This window comes from Brevundimonas sp. S1H14 (assembly GCF_047716865.1).
Taxonomy (GTDB): Bacteria; Pseudomonadota; Alphaproteobacteria; order Caulobacterales; family Caulobacteraceae; genus Brevundimonas; species Brevundimonas naejangsanensis.
The window spans coordinates 2,804,684-2,820,452 of the sequence record NZ_CP136679.1; the positions used below are offsets into that span (position 1 = coordinate 2,804,684).

Annotated in this window: 16 protein-coding genes and 1 other RNA gene; 11 read left to right on the plus strand and 6 right to left on the minus strand. The window is 67.9% G+C overall.

The features are described from left to right. Positions 1-10: 10 nt before the first annotated feature. Positions 11-1,075, plus strand: coding sequence for a glycosyltransferase family 4 protein (locus tag RSD66_RS13585; RefSeq protein ID WP_415288263.1), 1,065 nt, complete (start codon positions 11-13; stop codon positions 1,073-1,075). Between the two features lie 3 nt (positions 1,076-1,078). Here RSD66_RS13585 and RSD66_RS13590 read toward each other — a convergent pair whose 3' ends face one another. From RSD66_RS13590 to RSD66_RS13610, 5 genes are all read right to left on the minus strand, one after another. Beyond that, positions 1,079-1,900 (minus strand): TIGR00282 family metallophosphoesterase, encoded by an 822-nt coding sequence (locus RSD66_RS13590; RefSeq protein ID WP_415288265.1) that lies wholly within the window; start codon positions 1,898-1,900, stop codon positions 1,079-1,081. Then, positions 1,897-2,442, minus strand: coding sequence for a 5-formyltetrahydrofolate cyclo-ligase (locus RSD66_RS13595; protein WP_415288267.1), 546 nt, complete (start codon positions 2,440-2,442; stop codon positions 1,897-1,899). The genes RSD66_RS13590 and RSD66_RS13595 overlap by 4 nt, the downstream gene beginning before the upstream one ends. 250 nt (positions 2,443-2,692) lie before the next feature. Continuing rightward, positions 2,693-2,853, minus strand: a non-coding RNA gene (gene ssrS / locus RSD66_RS13600) — 6S RNA. A 211-nt stretch (positions 2,854-3,064) separates the two neighbouring features. Beyond that, positions 3,065-3,403 (minus strand): cell division protein ZapA, encoded by a 339-nt coding sequence (locus RSD66_RS13605; protein ID WP_119413454.1) that lies wholly within the window; start codon positions 3,401-3,403, stop codon positions 3,065-3,067. Further along, positions 3,403-3,663 carry a hypothetical protein gene (locus tag RSD66_RS13610; protein WP_024354677.1) on the minus strand — a complete coding sequence of 87 codons (261 nt, stop codon included), beginning with the start codon at positions 3,661-3,663 and terminating at the stop codon, positions 3,403-3,405. Before RSD66_RS13610 ends, RSD66_RS13605 begins: the two co-directional genes overlap by 1 nt. A 144-nt stretch (positions 3,664-3,807) precedes the next feature. Between RSD66_RS13610 and tkt the strand changes: the two genes are divergently transcribed. The 8 genes from tkt to RSD66_RS13650 all read left to right on the plus strand — a co-directional run bounded on the left by tkt (position 3,808) and on the right by RSD66_RS13650 (position 12,947). Then, positions 3,808-5,757 carry a transketolase gene (tkt, locus tag RSD66_RS13615; RefSeq protein ID WP_415289599.1) on the plus strand — a complete coding sequence of 650 codons (1,950 nt, stop codon included), beginning with the start codon at positions 3,808-3,810 and terminating at the stop codon, positions 5,755-5,757. 5 nt (positions 5,758-5,762) lie between these two features. Next, the gene (locus RSD66_RS13620; RefSeq protein ID WP_415288269.1) at positions 5,763-6,620 is read left to right on the plus strand and encodes an alpha/beta hydrolase; all 858 of its coding nucleotides are present in this window, start codon (positions 5,763-5,765) and stop codon (positions 6,618-6,620) included. A gap of 23 nt (positions 6,621-6,643) precedes the next feature. After that, complete coding sequence (purT, locus tag RSD66_RS13625) at positions 6,644-7,837, plus strand: formate-dependent phosphoribosylglycinamide formyltransferase (RefSeq protein WP_415288270.1); 1,194 nt, start codon at positions 6,644-6,646, stop codon at positions 7,835-7,837. A gap of 153 nt (positions 7,838-7,990) precedes the next feature. Next, positions 7,991-10,078: a carbon starvation CstA family protein gene (locus tag RSD66_RS13630; protein ID WP_415288272.1), complete on the plus strand. Its 2,088-nt coding sequence runs from the start codon at positions 7,991-7,993 to the stop codon at positions 10,076-10,078. Next, positions 10,071-10,322 (plus strand): YbdD/YjiX family protein, encoded by a 252-nt coding sequence (locus RSD66_RS13635; protein WP_346524782.1) that lies wholly within the window; start codon positions 10,071-10,073, stop codon positions 10,320-10,322. The genes RSD66_RS13630 and RSD66_RS13635 overlap by 8 nt, the downstream gene beginning before the upstream one ends. A 129-nt stretch (positions 10,323-10,451) precedes the next feature. After that, positions 10,452-11,459 carry a type I glyceraldehyde-3-phosphate dehydrogenase gene (gene gap / locus RSD66_RS13640; protein WP_291778008.1) on the plus strand — a complete coding sequence of 336 codons (1,008 nt, stop codon included), beginning with the start codon at positions 10,452-10,454 and terminating at the stop codon, positions 11,457-11,459. Further along, entirely contained in the window at positions 11,459-11,716 is a 258-nt protein-coding gene (locus tag RSD66_RS13645) for a hypothetical protein (RefSeq protein ID WP_024354670.1), read from the plus strand. The genes gap and RSD66_RS13645 overlap by 1 nt, the downstream gene beginning before the upstream one ends. A 34-nt stretch (positions 11,717-11,750) precedes the next feature. After that, positions 11,751-12,947: a phosphoglycerate kinase gene (locus tag RSD66_RS13650; protein ID WP_415288275.1), complete on the plus strand. Its 1,197-nt coding sequence runs from the start codon at positions 11,751-11,753 to the stop codon at positions 12,945-12,947. Positions 12,948-12,997: 50 nt separating this feature from the next. On the opposite strand, the gene RSD66_RS13655 is transcribed toward RSD66_RS13650, so the two are convergent. Further along, a complete protein-coding gene (locus RSD66_RS13655; protein ID WP_119413448.1) occupies positions 12,998-13,399 on the minus strand; it encodes a hypothetical protein in 402 nt (133 codons plus the stop codon). A gap of 156 nt (positions 13,400-13,555) precedes the next feature. Here RSD66_RS13655 and fba point away from each other — a divergent pair, with 156 nt between their 5' ends. Next, positions 13,556-14,620 carry a class II fructose-bisphosphate aldolase gene (gene fba, locus RSD66_RS13660; RefSeq protein WP_024354667.1) on the plus strand — a complete coding sequence of 355 codons (1,065 nt, stop codon included), beginning with the start codon at positions 13,556-13,558 and terminating at the stop codon, positions 14,618-14,620. A 102-nt stretch (positions 14,621-14,722) separates the two neighbouring features. Next, on the plus strand, positions 14,723-15,721 hold the full coding sequence (locus RSD66_RS13665) for an RluA family pseudouridine synthase (RefSeq protein ID WP_415288277.1): 999 nt from the start codon (positions 14,723-14,725) through the stop codon (positions 15,719-15,721). Positions 15,722-15,769 lie beyond the last annotated feature (48 nt).

Sequence of the window (15,769 nt, forward strand, 5' to 3'; positions counted from 1 at the left end):
ACGCACAGGCATGAGAACCGCCGTCGTCATGCCTGTCGGCGCGCGCTTCGACCTGCACCAGCCGAACTCGATGGAGACGGTGGCGCGCACCCTGGCGCAGGCCGACAGCGGCGAGGTCCGCATCTTCTGCTGCGAAGGCGCCCAGGATCACGGCGATCTGCCGGTGCAGACCCTGCCTGCCGCGAACAGGCTGAAGGCGCTGCGGCAAGCGTTGGCCGTCTACCGCCCCGACGTCATCGAGTTTCATCAACAGACGCAGCAGGCCGTCGCCCTGGCCCCGCATTTCCCGGACGCGGCCATTACCCTGTATCGCCACAATGCAGTGAAACCGCCGCGCCATGTCATCGACCGATGGCGCTATGAGCGGCGCTATGACCGGATGGACGGCCTGATCTTCGTCAGCGAGGCGGCGCGGCTGGATTTCCTGAAGGACTTCCCCCGGCTGGAGGCCAAGGCCTTCGCCGTGCCCAACCCGATCGACGTGGACCTGTGGCGCGGCCCGACAGACCAGCGCGAGCCGGTGATCGCCTTCGCCGGTCGCGCCATGCCGGAAAAGGGCGTGGACCTGATCTGCGCCGCCCTGCCCGCCGTGCTGGAGCGCCATCCCGGCTGGCGCGCCGTGCTGATGCTGAACGACTGGGACAAACACGCCGCCTGGGCCGCGCCTCACATTGCGCCGCTGGAGCGGTTCGGCGAGCGCGTCCGGGTGCTGAAGTCGGCGCCGCTGGCGCAGGTGCGCGCCGAGATGCAGCGGGCGGCCATCGCCCTGACGCCCTCGGTCTGGGCCGAGCCTCTGGGCCTGGTCGCGCTGGAGGCCCATGCGGCGGGCGCGGCGCTGATCTCATCGGGACGCGGCGGCCTGCGCGAGGCCAGCGGCCCGCACGCCGTCTATGTCGATGATCTGGCGCCCAGCGGCCTGAACCGTGCGATCGACGATCTGATCGCCGATCCCGCGCGTCGCCTCAGTCTGGCTCTCGCGGCGCAAGCCTATGTGAGCGCGACCCACACCCCCGAACATCGCGCCGCCCAGTTGCACAGCCTGCGCGGGCGCCTGATTCAGGCCAAGCGCTCGTAACCGTCAGGCCTGAGGAATCGCCTGGCTGAGGCGGCCGCCGACGCGGATCGGCTCGACCCGTTTGGCCAGGCCGGTGCGATCGTCGGTCTCGACGAAGACGCCGCAGATGGTGGCCGGGCCGCTGGCGGGGGTGTAGCGCCCGCCCGACAGCCGGGTGGTGAAACGGCGCAGCGGCTCTTCCTTGTCGTTGCCGATGACGGAGTCATAGTCGCAACAGCCGCCCGCGTCGGTCTGATAGGCCGTGCCGCCGGGCAGGATCTGCGCGTCGGCGGTCGGGACGTGAGTGTGGGTGCCGACTACAAGGCTGGCGCGGCCGTCGCAGAAGTGGCCCATGCCCATCTTCTCGCTGGTCGCCTCGGCGTGCATGTCGACGATGACGGCGTCGGCGACGACGCCCAGAGGCGCAGCCTCAAGCTCGCACTCGACGGCGCTGAACGGGTCGTCCATCGGGTCCATGTGGACGCGGCCCAGCACATTGATGACCAGCACCCGGCGGCCGTCCGGCGTGACGAAGACGTCGGCGCCGCGCCCCGGCGCGTCCATCAGGCGCGGATAGTTGGCCGGACGGATCAGGCGCGGCTCGCGCACGATATAGGTCAGGGCCTCGCGCTGATCCCAGCTGTGGTTGCCCAGCGTCAGGACATCGGCCCCGGCGTTGAAGATGTCGTTGGCGGTGTTCTCGGTGATGCCGAAACCGCCCGCCGCGTTCTCCGCATTGACCACCACGAAGTCGAGCTTGAGGTCGCGCCTCAGCCCCGGCAGGTGGTCCGAAAGTCCATCGCGCCCGGACTTGCCGACCACGTCACCGAAAAACGCCAATCTCATGGGACCGCTCTATAGCCGGTCTCGGTCAAAACGCCATGCAGGCGGATATCGTGCGGCTCCAGATCAAGCTGCTCGACCTGCTGTCCGGCATAGGCGAAGCCGATGCGCTGGGCATCAGGCAGAACTGCGAAGGTCCGATCGTAGTAGCCGCCCCCCTGCCCCAACCGTCCGCCGAGGGCGTCGAAAGCCAGCAGAGGCGTCAGGATCAGGTCCGGCGTCACGGCGTCAGCGAGCGGCAGAGGCGCCGGACATCCGGCCGCGTCCAGCTCCAGGGGCTCGCCCGGCGCCCAGGCGCGAAATATCATGGCCGCGTCGCGCTCCAGCACCACCGGCAGGCACAGGCGGCGACCCGACTGATGCAGGACGTTTGCGAGGGCGTCCGTATCCAGCTCCGACCCCATGGCGCGATACAGGGCGACGATCTCGCCGGGAGGAAGGGCGTCGGCATGGCCCGCGGCGCGCTCGGCGGCCTCGGGATCCGCTCCGGCCAAACGCTTGCGCAGGGCGCGCATGGCCGCGCGCAGTTCTTGCTTGGGGGTCATGGGACGCTCGTTTCTGCCGTCATCCTCGGGCTTGACCCGAGGATCCAGCCCAACGGCGCGCTGAACGCCGACAGGCAGAGCGCGTCGCCCAACCCGATCCTCGGGTCAAGCCCGAGGATGACGGAGCAGAGGGAAAATCGGGAAGCGCGCTCAAGCAGCAAGCCGCCGCGCGGCGAGCGTTAGCGCACAAAACACGCTCAAGCAGCGAGGCCCCGCGGGCCGAGCGTAGCGCACTAAAAAAGAAGAGGTTGGCGGCGCCGCGTGAGCCGTGAAGAACGTTTAAATCCTCTCGACCTGGGTAGCCAGGTGGGCTCCGTATGCCCAGGCCCTCGAGCCCGGACAGGGACAGATCCCTATGAGTGAATTAAGGTCAGAAGGATATGTTGTCTTCGACGTGAGCCGCAGCAGGACCCGCCAGCGCACAAGATAGGCGTTCGAGCGGTTTTCAACAATGGCGAACATCCCTCTCCCTCCCCTTTATGGGGAGGGTGGCTGAGGCCGTTAGGCCGAGGTCGGGTGAGGGCGGCATGACCATTCAAGCGCCAGCTCCTGATCATCAGGCCTCTCCCCACCCGGTCGGTGCGCGACCACCCTCCCCATGAAGGAGAGGGAGAAACCGCGCCTATATCGTCTGTGTGATCTTCTCGATCCTTGCGGCCACGGCGTTCAGAGCCTCGGCCACGCCTTCGCTGACCGGGGCCGGCGTCACGGCGGCCGCAGCCGCCTTGGCGCGGCCAGAGTTCTGGACCGCCGCCTGACGTTTGGCCTCCTGAAGCTCGTCGGCCAGCATCAGAGCCGCCATCAGGAACAGGCGCACGTCGCCGACCTGTCCGACCTGATCGGCCACGCCCTGCACCCGTTCGTTGAACTGGGCCGCCAGGTCGCGCACTCGGGCTTCCTGACCGTCGGCGCAGCCCACAGCATAGGGGCGGCCGTGGACCTCTACCGTCACCGTCGCCATCAGTTCGCCTCCTCTTGTTGCGCCAGCACCTCGCGCACGGCGTCGGCCGCGCGGGCCAGCGCCTGGGCTGTTTCCTGACCGACATCTTCAAGCTCGGCGATGCGCGCCAGGTCGGCCGCGTTCGAGGGACGCGGCGCAAACAGGTCGTCGTCAGGGATGGGCGGCGCCGAGGCGGGCCTCGCCTTCAGCTCCAGCACCTTGCGCTCCAGATCGGCCAGCGCTCGATCAATCCGGGCCTTTGCAGCCGTAACGGCGTCCATGGGGGTCCTTTCTTCCAGATTCCGTGTAGAACCTGCCGGCGCGCCGGGGTAAAGCGGCGCCGCCCCCGCTTTATCCTGTTCCTGAGGAAAGGTCTCGCCGTGACCGACGCCCAAGCTGCATTCGTCAAGCCTTCGCCCAAGCAGATGGCCGACGCCATCCGGGTGCTGTCCATGGATGCGGTTGAAAAAGCCAAGAGCGGCCACCCCGGCATGCCGATGGGCATGGCCGACGTCGCCACCGTGCTTTACTCGAAGTTCATGAAGTTCGACGCCAGCCGTCCCGACTGGGCCGACCGCGACCGCTTCATCCTGTCGGCCGGCCACGGCTCGATGCTGATCTACAGCCTGCTGCACCTGACGGGCTACAAGGACGCGACGCGGGAACAGCTGGAAAACTTCCGCCAGTGGGGCTTCAAGACCGCCGGTCACCCGGAATACGGCCACATGGCCGGGATCGAGACGACCACCGGCCCGCTGGGTCAGGGTCTGGCCACCTCGGTCGGCTTCGCCCTGGCGGAGCGGCATCTGGCCGCGCGCTTCGGCAAGGATCTGGTCGACCACCGCACCTGGGTCATCGCCGGCGACGGCTGCCTGATGGAAGGCGTGTCGCAGGAAGCGATTGCGCTGGCGGGCCGCCTGAAGCTGAACAAGCTGTGCGTCCTGTGGGACGACAATGAGATCACCATCGACGGCAAGCTGTCGCTGTCCGACGCCACCGACCAGTTGGCGCGCTTCAAGGCCTCGGGCTGGGCGGTCAAGGCCATCGACGGCCACGACCACAAGCAGATCCAGAAGGCCCTGGCTTGGGCGACCAAGCAGGACAAGCCGACGCTGATCGCCTGCAAGACCAAGATCGGCAAGGGCGCCGCCACCCTGGAAGGCAGCCACAAGACCCACGGCGCGGCGCTGGGCGCCATCGAGATCGCCGCTACCCGTCAGGCGCTGAACTGGCCGTTCGAGCCGTTTGAACTGCCCGAAGGCGTCAAGGCCGCCTGGGCCAAGGTCGGCAAGCAGGGCGGCAAGGCCCGCAAGGCGTGGGAAGCCCGTCTGCTGAACCACGACCACCGCGACGACTTCACCCGCGCCATGGCCGGCGACCTGCCCACCGGCGCCTTCGAGGCGCTGGACGCCAAGCTGAAGCAGCTGGTCGCCGATCAGCCCGCGATGGCCACGCGCCAGTCCTCGGGCGAGGCGCTGGAGACGGTGTTCGCCGCCATCCCCGAAATGGTCGGCGGCTCGGCCGACCTGACCGGCTCGAACAACACCTTCGTCAAGAACACTCAGATCATGGACGCGCCGGACTATGCCGGGCGCTACCTGAACTACGGCATCCGCGAGTTCGGCATGGCCGCCGCGATGAACGGTCTGGCGCTGCACGGCGGGGTTATCCCCTACGGCGGCACCTTCATGGCGTTCGCGGACTACAGCCGTCCGGCGATCCGTCTGGGCGCCCTGATGGGCGTGCGCGCGATCCACGTCCTGACGCATGACAGCATCGGCCTGGGCGAAGACGGCCCGACGCACCAGCCGGTCGAGCATCTGGCGGCCCTGCGCGCCATTCCGAACCTGCTGACCATGCGCCCGGCGGACACGGTCGAGGCGCTGGAGTGCTGGCAGGTCGCCCTGCAGCACAAGACCACGCCGACCGCCCTGTGCCTGTCGCGCCAGAAGACCCCGGCCGTGCGCGTGACCGACGCGGGCGAAAATCTCTCCAGGAAGGGCGCCTATGAGCTGAAGGCCGCCAACGGCGAGGCGAAAGTCACCCTGTTCGGCACCGGCACCGAAGTTGCGCTGGCCCTGATGGCCGCCGAGACGCTGGAGGCCGAAGGCGTGCCGACCCGCGTGGTCTCAGTCCCCTGCTTCGCCCTGTTCGAGCAGCAGCCCAAGGCCTATCAGGACGCCGTCATCGGCCGCGGCACCGTCCGCGTCGCCGTCGAGGCCGCCGTCAAGCAGGGCTGGGAACGCTTCATCGGCGAGGACGGCGGCTTCGTCGGCATGACCGGCTTCGGCGCCTCGGCCCCGGCCGAAATCCTCTACCGCGAGTTCGGCATCACCGCCGAGGCCGTGGTCGAAGCCGCCAAGGCGCGGCTGTAAGCCTCATGCGCCGTCTCGCCCTCGCAATGAGCCTCGGCTTGTCGATGGCGGGCGGCGCAACCGCCCTCGCCGCAACGGTCGAGGACGCGCCCGCCGTCGCCGAGACGCCCATCGTCATCGGCCGATCCTACGCCCTGCCCTCGGCCGTCATGGACCAGACACGCGAGATCAACGTCTGGCTGCCGCCCGGCTATGAACGCAGCGGCCAGACCTATCCGGTTTTCTATGTGCTGGACGGCGGTCAGGATCAGGACTTCCACCACATCTCGGGCATCGCCCAACTGGGTACCATCGTCGGCACGACGCGCGATGTGATCGTCGTCGGTATCGCCTCGGTGGACCGTCGCAACGAACTGGCCCTGCCGACCGAAGACGCCGAACTGATCGCCCGCTATCCGACGCAGGGGCATTCCGACCGCTTCCGCCGCTTCATCGGCGAAGAGGTCCAGCCCTTCATCACTGGCCGGTTCCGAACTAGCGGCGAGACGGCGCTGATGGGCGAGTCTCTCGCGGGTCTGTTCGTGGTCGAGACCTTCCTGAAAGAGCCGCAGATGTTCGACGCCTATGTCGCCGTCAGCCCCAGCCTGTGGTGGGACGGCGGCAGGCTGGCCCGGCAGTCGGGCGCCCATCTGCGCGATCACTCCAACGACCCGCCCACCCTGATCCTGACGCTCGGCGACGAGGGCGAAATGATGCAGGCGCCGATGGACGTGCTGACCGCCAACCTGCGTGATCACGCCCTGCCCGGCGTCAAATGGGACTTCACCCCGCGCCCCGCCGAAAGCCACGCCACCATCTATCACGGCGCGGCGCTGGACGCCTTTCGCCGCCTCTATGCCGTTCCGGCCACGCCCGGAAGCTGAGCGAATTATCGGAGCCTGACGCCATGAAGATCGGCACCCCCCTCACCGACCACGCCACGCGCGTCATGCTTCTGGGCTCGGGCGAACTGGGCAAGGAGGTGGCGATCGAACTGCAACGCCTCGGCGCCGAGGTGATCGCGGTCGACCGCTATCCCAACGCCCCGGCCATGCAGGTGGCGCACCGCAGCCACGTCATCCCCATGACCGACGCCCAGGTGCTGAACGGCGTCATCCTGGCCGAGGCGCCGCACATCATCGTGCCCGAGATCGAGGCCATCGCCACCGACGTGCTGGCCGGGATCGAGGAGGCGGGCATGGCGCGCGTCATTCCCACTGCGCGGGCGACGCAGCTGACCATGAACCGCGAGGGCATCCGCCGTCTGGCCGCCGAAGAACTGGGCCTGCCGACCAGCCCCTACGCCTTCGCCGCCTCGGCCGAGGAACTGGCGGCGGGCGCCGAGGCCGTGGGCTTCCCCTGCTTCGTCAAGCCGGTCATGTCGTCCTCGGGCAAGGGCCAGTCCTATGTCGAAGGCCCCGAGGGCGTCGCCGACGCCTGGGCCTATGCCGAAGCCTCGGGCCGGGTCGCGGGCGGCGTCGTCATCGTCGAGGGCAGGATCGACTTCGACTATGAGATCACCCTGCTGACGGTGCGGTCGTTGCGCGACAGCGCGGTCCGCACCGATTTCTGCGCCCCCATCGGCCACCGCCAGCAGAAGGGCGACTATGTCGAAAGCTGGCAGCCGCAGGCTATGGGCCCCGCCGCGCTAAAGGCGGCGCAGGCCATTGCGGCCAAAGTCACCGACGCTCTGGGCGGGCTCGGCGTCTTCGGCGTCGAACTGTTCGTGAAGGGCGACGAGGTCTGGTTCTCGGAGGTTTCGCCCCGCCCGCACGACACGGGGCTGGTGACGCTGGCCACCCAGACCATGAGCGAGTTCGCCCTGCACGCCCGCGCGATTCTGGGCCTGCCGGTCGACGTGACCCTGCGCGAGCCAGGCGCCAGCGCCGTCATCTACGGCGGGATGGAAGCCGAGGGCGTGATGTTCGAAGGCGTAGCCGAGGCCCTATCGGTCCCGACCGCTGACCTGCGCCTGTTTGGCAAGCCCGAGGCCTTCGAGCGCCGCCGCATGGGCGTGGCTCTGGCCCGCGGCGCAGACACGGACGAGGCGCGCCAGCGCGCGACCGAGGCGGCGGGCAAGGTGCGAGTGATTAAGCCCTGATCCTTCTCCCCTCCCACCGGCAGAGGGTTGAGACACTAGCCACGCTCGCGCGCGGCCAAGCTTCTTCGACTTTTGTCGATTGGCGCCAGGCGCGATTAAGGTCCAAAAAAGGCGGAAGGCCGCAGGCAGCCGGCCACGGAGGGACCTTTCGCCATGGGCAAGTTCAGGACGGCGCTGATTTTCGGCGCCATCGCCATATTGGGGGCCGTAGCCCTCGGCGTCATCGCCCTGCATCAGGGCGAGAGCATCAGCGCCGTGTGGATCGTGGTTGCGGCGCTGTGCGTCTACGCCATCGCCTACCGCTTCTACGCCCGCTATCTGGCCGGGAAGGTGCTGGGGCTGAACGCGCGCAGGCCCACGCCCGCCGTCAGACACAACGACGGCCTCGACTATGTGCCGACGCCCCGCAACGTCCTGTTCGGCCACCATTTCGCGGCCATCGCGGGCGCAGGCCCTCTGGTCGGGCCTGTGCTGGCGGCGCAGATGGGCTATCTGCCCGGCGTCCTGTGGATTCTGGTCGGCGCGGTGCTGGCGGGGGCGGTGCAGGACATGATCGTCCTGTTCATGTCGACCCGCCGCGACGGTCGCTCGCTGGGCGACATGGTCCGCACCGAAATGGGTCCGATCCCTGGCGTCATCGCCCAGGTCGGGGTGCTGATGATCATGGTCATCATCCTGGCGGTGCTGGCGCTGGTGGTGGTCAAGGCGCTGGCCGAGAGCCCGTGGGGCACCTTCACCGTCGCCGCCACCATTCCCATCGCCATCTTCATGGGGCTGTACACGCGCTATCTGCGGCCCGGACGCGTGGGCGAGGTGTCGGTCATCGGGGTCGTTCTGTTAGTCCTGGCCATCATCGGCGGCGGCCATATTGCGGCTGATCCGTTCTGGGGGCCGGCCTTCACCCTGTCGGGCACCACTCTGGCTCTGGCCATGATGGCCTATGGCTTCATCGCCTCGGTCATTCCGGTGTGGCTGCTGCTGGCGCCGCGCGACTACCTGTCCACCTTCCTGAAGATCGGCGCCATCGTCGCCCTGGCCGTCGGCATACTGATCGTGCGACCGCACATCCAGATGCCCGCCATCACCCCCTTCATCGACGGAACCGGGCCGGTCTTCTCGGGCGCCCTGTTCCCCTTCCTGTTCATCACCATCGCCTGCGGGGCCGTGTCGGGCTTCCACGCCCTGATCTCGTCCGGCACCACGCCCAAGTTGCTGGAGAACGAGAACCAAATCCCGCTGATCGGCTATGGCGCCATGCTGTGCGAAAGCTTCGTGGCGATCATGGCGCTGATCGCCGCCACCGTGCTGGACCCGGCCGTCTATTTCGCCATGAACAGCCCGGTCGCCGTCATCGGCGATAACGCCGCATCGGCCGCCGCCGCCGTGGCCCAGTGGGGCTTCCACATCACTCCGGCCGAACTGGAACAACTGGCCAGGGACGTGGGCGAGCACTCCATCCTGTCGCGCGCGGGCGGGGCGCCGACCCTGGCCGTCGGCATGGCTCACATCCTGTCGGGCGTCATCGGCGGCAAGGCGATGATGGCCTTCTGGTATCACTTCGCCATCCTGTTCGAGGCCCTGTTCATCCTGACCACCGTCGACGCCGGCACGCGCGTCTGCCGCTTCATGATCCAGGACCTGCTGGGCATGGCCGTGCCGAAGATGCGCCAGACCCAGTCCTGGACCGGCAACGTCGTGGCCACGGCCCTGACGGTCGGGCTGTGGGGCTATTTCCTCTATACCGGCGTGGTCGATCCTCTGGGCGGGATCAACAGCCTATGGCCTCTGTTCGGCATCGCCAACCAGATGCTGGCGGCGGTCGCCCTGATCCTGGGCACGGTCGTCCTGTTCAAGATGAAACGGCAGAGGTTCGCCTGGGCCACGGCGGTTCCGGCGGTCTGGCTGCTGATCTGCACCGTCACGGCGGGGCTGCAGAAGCTGTTCCATCCCGATGTGAAGATCGGCTTCCTGGCCCACGCGCGGAAATATCAGGACGCCATGACCGCCGGCGACATCCTGGCCCCGGCCAAGACCATCGGCGACATGCACCGCGTCATCGTCAACGACTACGTCAACTCGGCGCTGACGGCGGGCTTCCTGTTCGTGGTGCTGACGGTCGTGGTCTATGGCGTCGGCGCCTGCCTCAAGGCGCTGCAGTCAGAACAACCCACCGTGGTCGAGACGCCCGCGGAGCACGAGCTGACCCTGGCCGACGAAGCCATGGACATCGCCCGTGCTTAGGTCGTCGTCATCCTCGGCCACCGGCGGCGCGGACCTGTTCTGCGCCTGCCGGGATACGCTGGTGCGGTGGGGCAAGGACGCCCGCCGCACCGCCGGGCTGATGATCGGCCAGCCGGACTATGAGGCCTATGTCGCCCATGCGAAGGCGACCCACCCGGATCAGGCGCCGCTGGACCGCACCGCCTTCTTCCGCCTGCATGAAGCGCGGCGGTTCGGCGAAGGCGGCGGCTTCCGCTGCTGCTGAGGCAGGCTGACCGTATCCGGACGGTTACACCCGATCATACCTTGTTACGGCGACGGGGTTGCAACCGGGCGCTCTCCGTCCCACTAAGGCGCCCATCATAATCGCCCCTTGTTCAGGAGACTGCTCCCCATGACCGTTCGCGTCGCCATCAACGGCTTCGGCCGCATCGGCCGCCTCGTCCTTCGCTCGATCGTCGAGCACGGCCGCAAGGACATCGAGGTCGTGGCGATCAACGACCTGGGTCCGGTCGAGACCAACGCCCACCTGTTCCGCTATGACTCGGTGCACGGCCGCTTCCCCGGCACGGTCACGACCGGCGAGGACTGGATCGACGTCGGCACGGGCAAGATCAAGGTCACGGCCGAGCGCGACCCGGCCAACCTGCCGCACGCCGAGCTGAAGGTGGACATCGCCCTGGAATGCACGGGCATCTTCACGTCGAAGGACAAGGCCTCGGCCCACCTGAAGGCGGGCGCCAAGCGCGTGCTGGTCTCGGCCCCGGCCGACGGCGCCGACAAGACCATCGTCTTCAAGGTCAACCATGAGACCCTGACGGCCGACGACATCGTCGTGTCCAACGGCTCGTGCACGACCAACGCCCTGGCCCCAGTGGCCAAGGTGCTGCACGACCTGTTCGGCATCGAGCGCGGCTATATGACCACCATCCACGCCTACACCGGCGACCAGCCGACGCTGGATACGATGCACAAGGACCTGTACCGCGGGCGCGCCGCCGCCCTGTCGATGATCCCGACCTCGACCGGCGCCGCCAAGGCCCTGGGCCTGGTCCTGCCGGAACTGAAGGGCAAGCTGGACGGCTCGTCGATCCGCGTCCCGACCCCGAACGTCTCGGTCGTGGACCTGAAGGTCGTCGCCGGTCGCGAAGTCACGGTTGAGGAAATCAACGCCGCCCTGCTGGCCGCCGCAAACGGCCCAATGAGCGGCGTCCTGGCCACGACCACCGACCCGCTGGTCTCGATCGACCTGAACCACGTCGCCGCCTCCTCGACCGCCGCCCTGCCCCAGACGCAGGTCGTCGACGGCAAGCTGGCCCGCGTCCTGACCTGGTACGACAACGAGTGGGGCTTCGCGACCCGCATGGCCGACACTGCCCTGGTGATGGCGAAGTTCCTCTGATGATCAAGTGGACGTGCACTGTTGCGCTTTGGGCAGCAGGCACGCTCCTTGGATTTCTACTCATGATGGGCGGCGAGATTTTTTCGCCGCCCATTCTGGCTCTTGCTTTCATTCTTTGGCTGGCTGGCGTCATCTGGTGCGCGAGCCACCATCGCGGCAGAGCCTACTGGATATTGATTGTTGGCAGCGCCGCGTCCCTGACCTTGGGGCCCATCCTCTGGCCGCTACTTTACGCGCTGACAGTGCTGCTTCACTGATCTGCCTCTCTCCCAACAAGGGCCCCTTCAAGCCATGACCTTCCGCACCCTCGACGACGCCGCTGACCTGTCCGGCCAGACCGCCCTGGTCCGCGTGGACTTCAACGTGCCGATGGAGGACGGGAAAGTCACCGACGACACCCGTCTGAAGGCCGCCTTGCCGACCATCCACCGCCTGCGCGAAGCCGGCACCAAGGTCGTCCTGCTGGCCCACTTCGACCGTCCCAAGGGCGAGCGCGTGCCGTCGATGAGCCTGAAGCCTGTGGTCGAGCCGCTGGAGATGCTGCTGCACGGCCCCGTACGCTTCGCCGACGACTGCGTGGGCGATGACGCCAAGGCCGCCGTGGCCGATCTGGACGCCGGCGGCGTGCTGCTGCTGGAGAACGTCCGCTTCCACAAGGGCGAGGAAAAGAACGACCCGGCCTTCGCCCAACAGCTGGCGGAGCTCGGCGACCTCTACGTCAATGACGCCTTCTCGGCCGCGCACCGCGCCCACGCCTCGACCGAAGGTCTGGCCCGCCTGCTGCCCGCCTATGCCGGTTGCGCCATGGCGCGCGAGCTTGAGGCGCTGGATGCAGCGCTCGGCAAGCCGCAGAAGCCGGTCATCGGCATCGTCGGCGGCGCCAAGGTTTCGACCAAGCTGGACCTGCTGAAGAACCTGGTCGCCAAGCTGGACTATCTGGCCATCGGCGGCGGCATGGCCAACACCTTCCTGTTCGCCCAGGGCGTCGATGTCGGCGGCTCGCTGTGCGAAAAGGATCTGGCCGACACCGCCCGCGAGATCATCGAGGAAGCCCGTCGCCAAGGCTGCGAGCTGCTGCTGCCGGTCGATGTGGTGGTGGCCAAGGGCGTGAAGCCGGGCATCGAGTCGGGCGTGCGCGCTCTGGACCGCATCGCCGCCGATGACCTGATCCTGGACGCCGGGCCGGAAACCGTCGCCCGCCTGAACCGCGCCATGGACCTGTCCAAGACCCTGATCTGGAACGGCCCGCTGGGCGTGTTCGAGGTGCCGCCCTTCGACAAGGCCACGGTCGAGGCCGCCAAACACGCCGCTGAACTGGCCAAGGCCGGCAAGCTGGTCGCCGTGGCCGGCGGCGGCGACACGGTCGCGGCCCTGAACCACGCGGGCACGGCCGACGACATGACCTTCGTCTCCACCGCGGGCGGCGCCTTCCTGGAGTGGATGGAAGGCAAGGTGCTGCCGGGCGTCGAGGCCCTGCGCGCCGCTTAAAACCGTCAAGGCGAGGGCTGCCCGCAGCTCTCGCCCCTGACGCTCGAAACTTAGTCTTCGCCGTCCATGTCGACAGCGCGCGCGACCAGATCGCGCCACGTCGGATCGGTGTCGTCCACCAGATCGACATCGTCCAGCAGGGCCACCGCCCCGCCGCCGTCGGGCAGGATCAGGCCCAGCACTTCCATCAGTTCGCCGTCGGGCCCGACATGGGCCTCGGCCTGCACGATCACGGCCGCCTGCTCGCCGTCCTCCTCCCACCAGATGACGGGCTGAGGCAGCTCCATATCGATGACGCGCGCCTCTTCGGTGTCGCCGAGAGCGAAGACGGCCTTGCCCGCCTGAACATCGTCCAGCGTCGCCACAGCTCCGGCGAAAGGCGTCAGCCGCGACCAGTCGTCGACATCGAAACCACCGCCGTCTTCATCCAGCGCATCGTCGTTCTGGCTCATCGCCGTTCCTTGATCAGACGCCTCGCAGGCGCCGGAGCACTTAAGGCCTGCGCGTCCAAAGTCCACCACGCTGAAGCCGTGTCACGTCGGCGTGACTTCCCGCACCCGACCGGCTAAGACCTCAGGCAAAATCACTATCGGTTCAGGAGACTACCCATGGCGCGCATTACGCTGCGACAACTGCTCGACCACGCGGCGGAGCACGACTACGGCCTGCCCGCCTACAACATCAACAACATGGAGCAGGGCCTGGCCATCATGGAGGCCGCCGACGCCGTCAACGCCCCGGTCATCATCCAGGCCTCGCGCGGCGCCCGCTCCTACGCCAACGATGTCGTCCTGGCCCGCCTGATCGACGCCCTGGTCGAACTGTATCCGCACATCCCGGTCTGTATGCACCAGGACCACGGCAACGGCCCGGCCACCTGCGCCACCGCCATCCAGTACGGCTTCACCTCGGTGATGATGGACGGCTCGCTGGAAGAAGACGCCAAGACCCCCGCCTCGTACGAGTACAACGTCGACGTCACGCGCCGCGTCACCGAAATGGCCCACTCGTGCGGCGTCTCGGTCGAGGGCGAACTGGGCGTTCTCGGCTCGCTGGAAACCGGCATGGGCGAGGCCGAAGACGGCCATGGCTTTGAGGGCAAGCTGGACCACTCGGCCCTGCTGACGGACCCGGATCAGGCCGTCGATTTCGTCAAGGCCACCAAGGTCGACGCTCTGGCGATCGCCATGGGCACCTCGCACGGCGCCTATAAGTTCACGCGTCAGCCGGACGGCGAAGTCCTGGCCATGAACGTGATCGAAGAGATCCATAAGCGCCTGCCCAACACCCACCTGGTGATGCACGGCTCCTCGTCGGTGCCGCAGGACCTGCAGGACATCATCAACCAGTACGGCGGCCAGATGCCTCAGACCTGGGGCGTGCCGGTCGAGGAAATCCAGCGCGGCATCAAGCACGGCGTGCGCAAGATCAACATCGACACCGACAACCGCATGGCCATGACCGGCGCCATCCGTAAGGTGCTGGCTGAAAAGCCGAGCGAGTTCGACCCTCGCGCGTATCTGAAGCCCGCCAAGGAAGCCATGCGCAAGCTGTGCATGGAGCGCTACCAACAGTTCGGCTGCGAAGGCATGGCGTCCAAGATCCAGCCGCTGTCCACCGCCCAGATGGCCAAGCGCTACGCCGCCGGCGAACTGGACCCGCGCATCGGCTGATCGACGCAAAAGCGGGCCTGAGCCGCGCTGAAACGATTGAAGGGCGATCCCGGCGGGCCGCCCTTTTTTCATGGCGTCCGCCAGCCGTGCTAAACGGACGTTGTGACCGACATCCTGCCCGCGCCTGACGACGAATCCGACCTGACGGTCCTCCACGCTCAGGTCGCGGCCGGCGCCGCGCGGCTGGACCGCGCCCTGGCCGACGCCCTGCCCGAACTGTCGCGCGCCCGCATCCAGGCGCTGCTGGAGGCAGGGGCCATATCCCTGAACGGCGCCGTGGTGGCGTCCAAGGCCAAGCCCGCGCCAGGCGACTATGAGATCATCTTGCCGCCCGCAGCTCCGGTCGAACTGCGCGCCGAAGCCCTGCCGCTGACCATCCTGTTCGAGGACGACGACCTGATCGTCATCGACAAGGCGCCGGGCATGGCGGTCCATCCCGCCCCCGGCTGCGAGACCGGCACCCTGGTCCACGCCCTGCTGCACCACTGCGCGACCCTGTCGGCCCTTGGCGACCCCGACCGTCCCGGCATCGTCCATCGGCTGGACAAGGACACCTCCGGCGTCATGGTCGCCGCCAAGTCGGACCGCGCCCACGCGGGGCTGGCCGCGCTGTTCGCCGCCCACGACATCGAGCGCACCTATGTCGCCCTGACGCGCGGCGCGCCCTCGCCCGAGAAGGGCCGCATCCAGACCCAGATCGGTCGCTCCAGCGGCGACCGCAAGAAGATGGCGGTGCTGAAATCCGGCGGGCGAGAGGCCATCACCGACTATGTCGTCCAGCAGACGTTCGGCCGCCCGGCCAAGGCCTCCAACGCCCCGCTGGCCGCCCGCGTCGCCTGCACCCTGCAGACCGGCCGCACCCACCAGATCCGCGTCCACATGGCGTCCAGGGGCTCGCCCCTGCTCGGCGATCCCGTCTATGGCTCAGGCAGCCCCGCCGCCCCCGTGCGCGCCGCCATCGCCGAGGTCGGGCTGAAACGCCAGGCCCTGCACGCCGCAATCCTCGGCTTCGTCCACCCCGTCACCGGCCGGCCCCTGCGTTTCGAGACGGCCCCGCCCGAAGACATGAAGCGGCTGGAAGCGCTGCTGGCGGACCTCTGACGCCGCCGCTTTATTCGCAACAACATCTGTGCTAGATAAAGACGGGCG

Coding starts and splice junctions, on each gene's coding strand:
- RSD66_RS13585 (WP_415288263.1), top strand. CDS start 11: ATGAGAACCGCCGTCGTCATGCCTGTCGGCGCGCGCTTCGACCTGCAC.
- RSD66_RS13655 (WP_119413448.1), bottom strand. CDS start 13,399: ATGAGCCAGAACGACGATGCGCTGGATGAAGACGGCGGTGGTTTCGAT.
- tkt (WP_415289599.1), top strand. CDS start 3,808: ATGGCCGACGCCATCCGGGTGCTGTCCATGGATGCGGTTGAAAAAGCC.
- purT (WP_415288270.1), top strand. CDS start 6,644: ATGAAGATCGGCACCCCCCTCACCGACCACGCCACGCGCGTCATGCTT.
- fba (WP_024354667.1), top strand. CDS start 13,556: ATGGCGCGCATTACGCTGCGACAACTGCTCGACCACGCGGCGGAGCAC.
- RSD66_RS13630 (WP_415288272.1), top strand. CDS start 7,991: ATGGGCAAGTTCAGGACGGCGCTGATTTTCGGCGCCATCGCCATATTG.
- RSD66_RS13610 (WP_024354677.1), bottom strand. CDS start 3,663: ATGGACGCCGTTACGGCTGCAAAGGCCCGGATTGATCGAGCGCTGGCC.
- RSD66_RS13595 (WP_415288267.1), bottom strand. CDS start 2,442: ATGACCCCCAAGCAAGAACTGCGCGCGGCCATGCGCGCCCTGCGCAAG.
- gap (WP_291778008.1), top strand. CDS start 10,452: ATGACCGTTCGCGTCGCCATCAACGGCTTCGGCCGCATCGGCCGCCTC.
- RSD66_RS13645 (WP_024354670.1), top strand. CDS start 11,459: ATGATCAAGTGGACGTGCACTGTTGCGCTTTGGGCAGCAGGCACGCTC.
- RSD66_RS13650 (WP_415288275.1), top strand. CDS start 11,751: ATGACCTTCCGCACCCTCGACGACGCCGCTGACCTGTCCGGCCAGACC.
- RSD66_RS13590 (WP_415288265.1), bottom strand. CDS start 1,900: ATGAGATTGGCGTTTTTCGGTGACGTGGTCGGCAAGTCCGGGCGCGAT.
- RSD66_RS13620 (WP_415288269.1), top strand. CDS start 5,763: ATGCGCCGTCTCGCCCTCGCAATGAGCCTCGGCTTGTCGATGGCGGGC.
- RSD66_RS13605 (WP_119413454.1), bottom strand. CDS start 3,403: ATGGCGACGGTGACGGTAGAGGTCCACGGCCGCCCCTATGCTGTGGGC.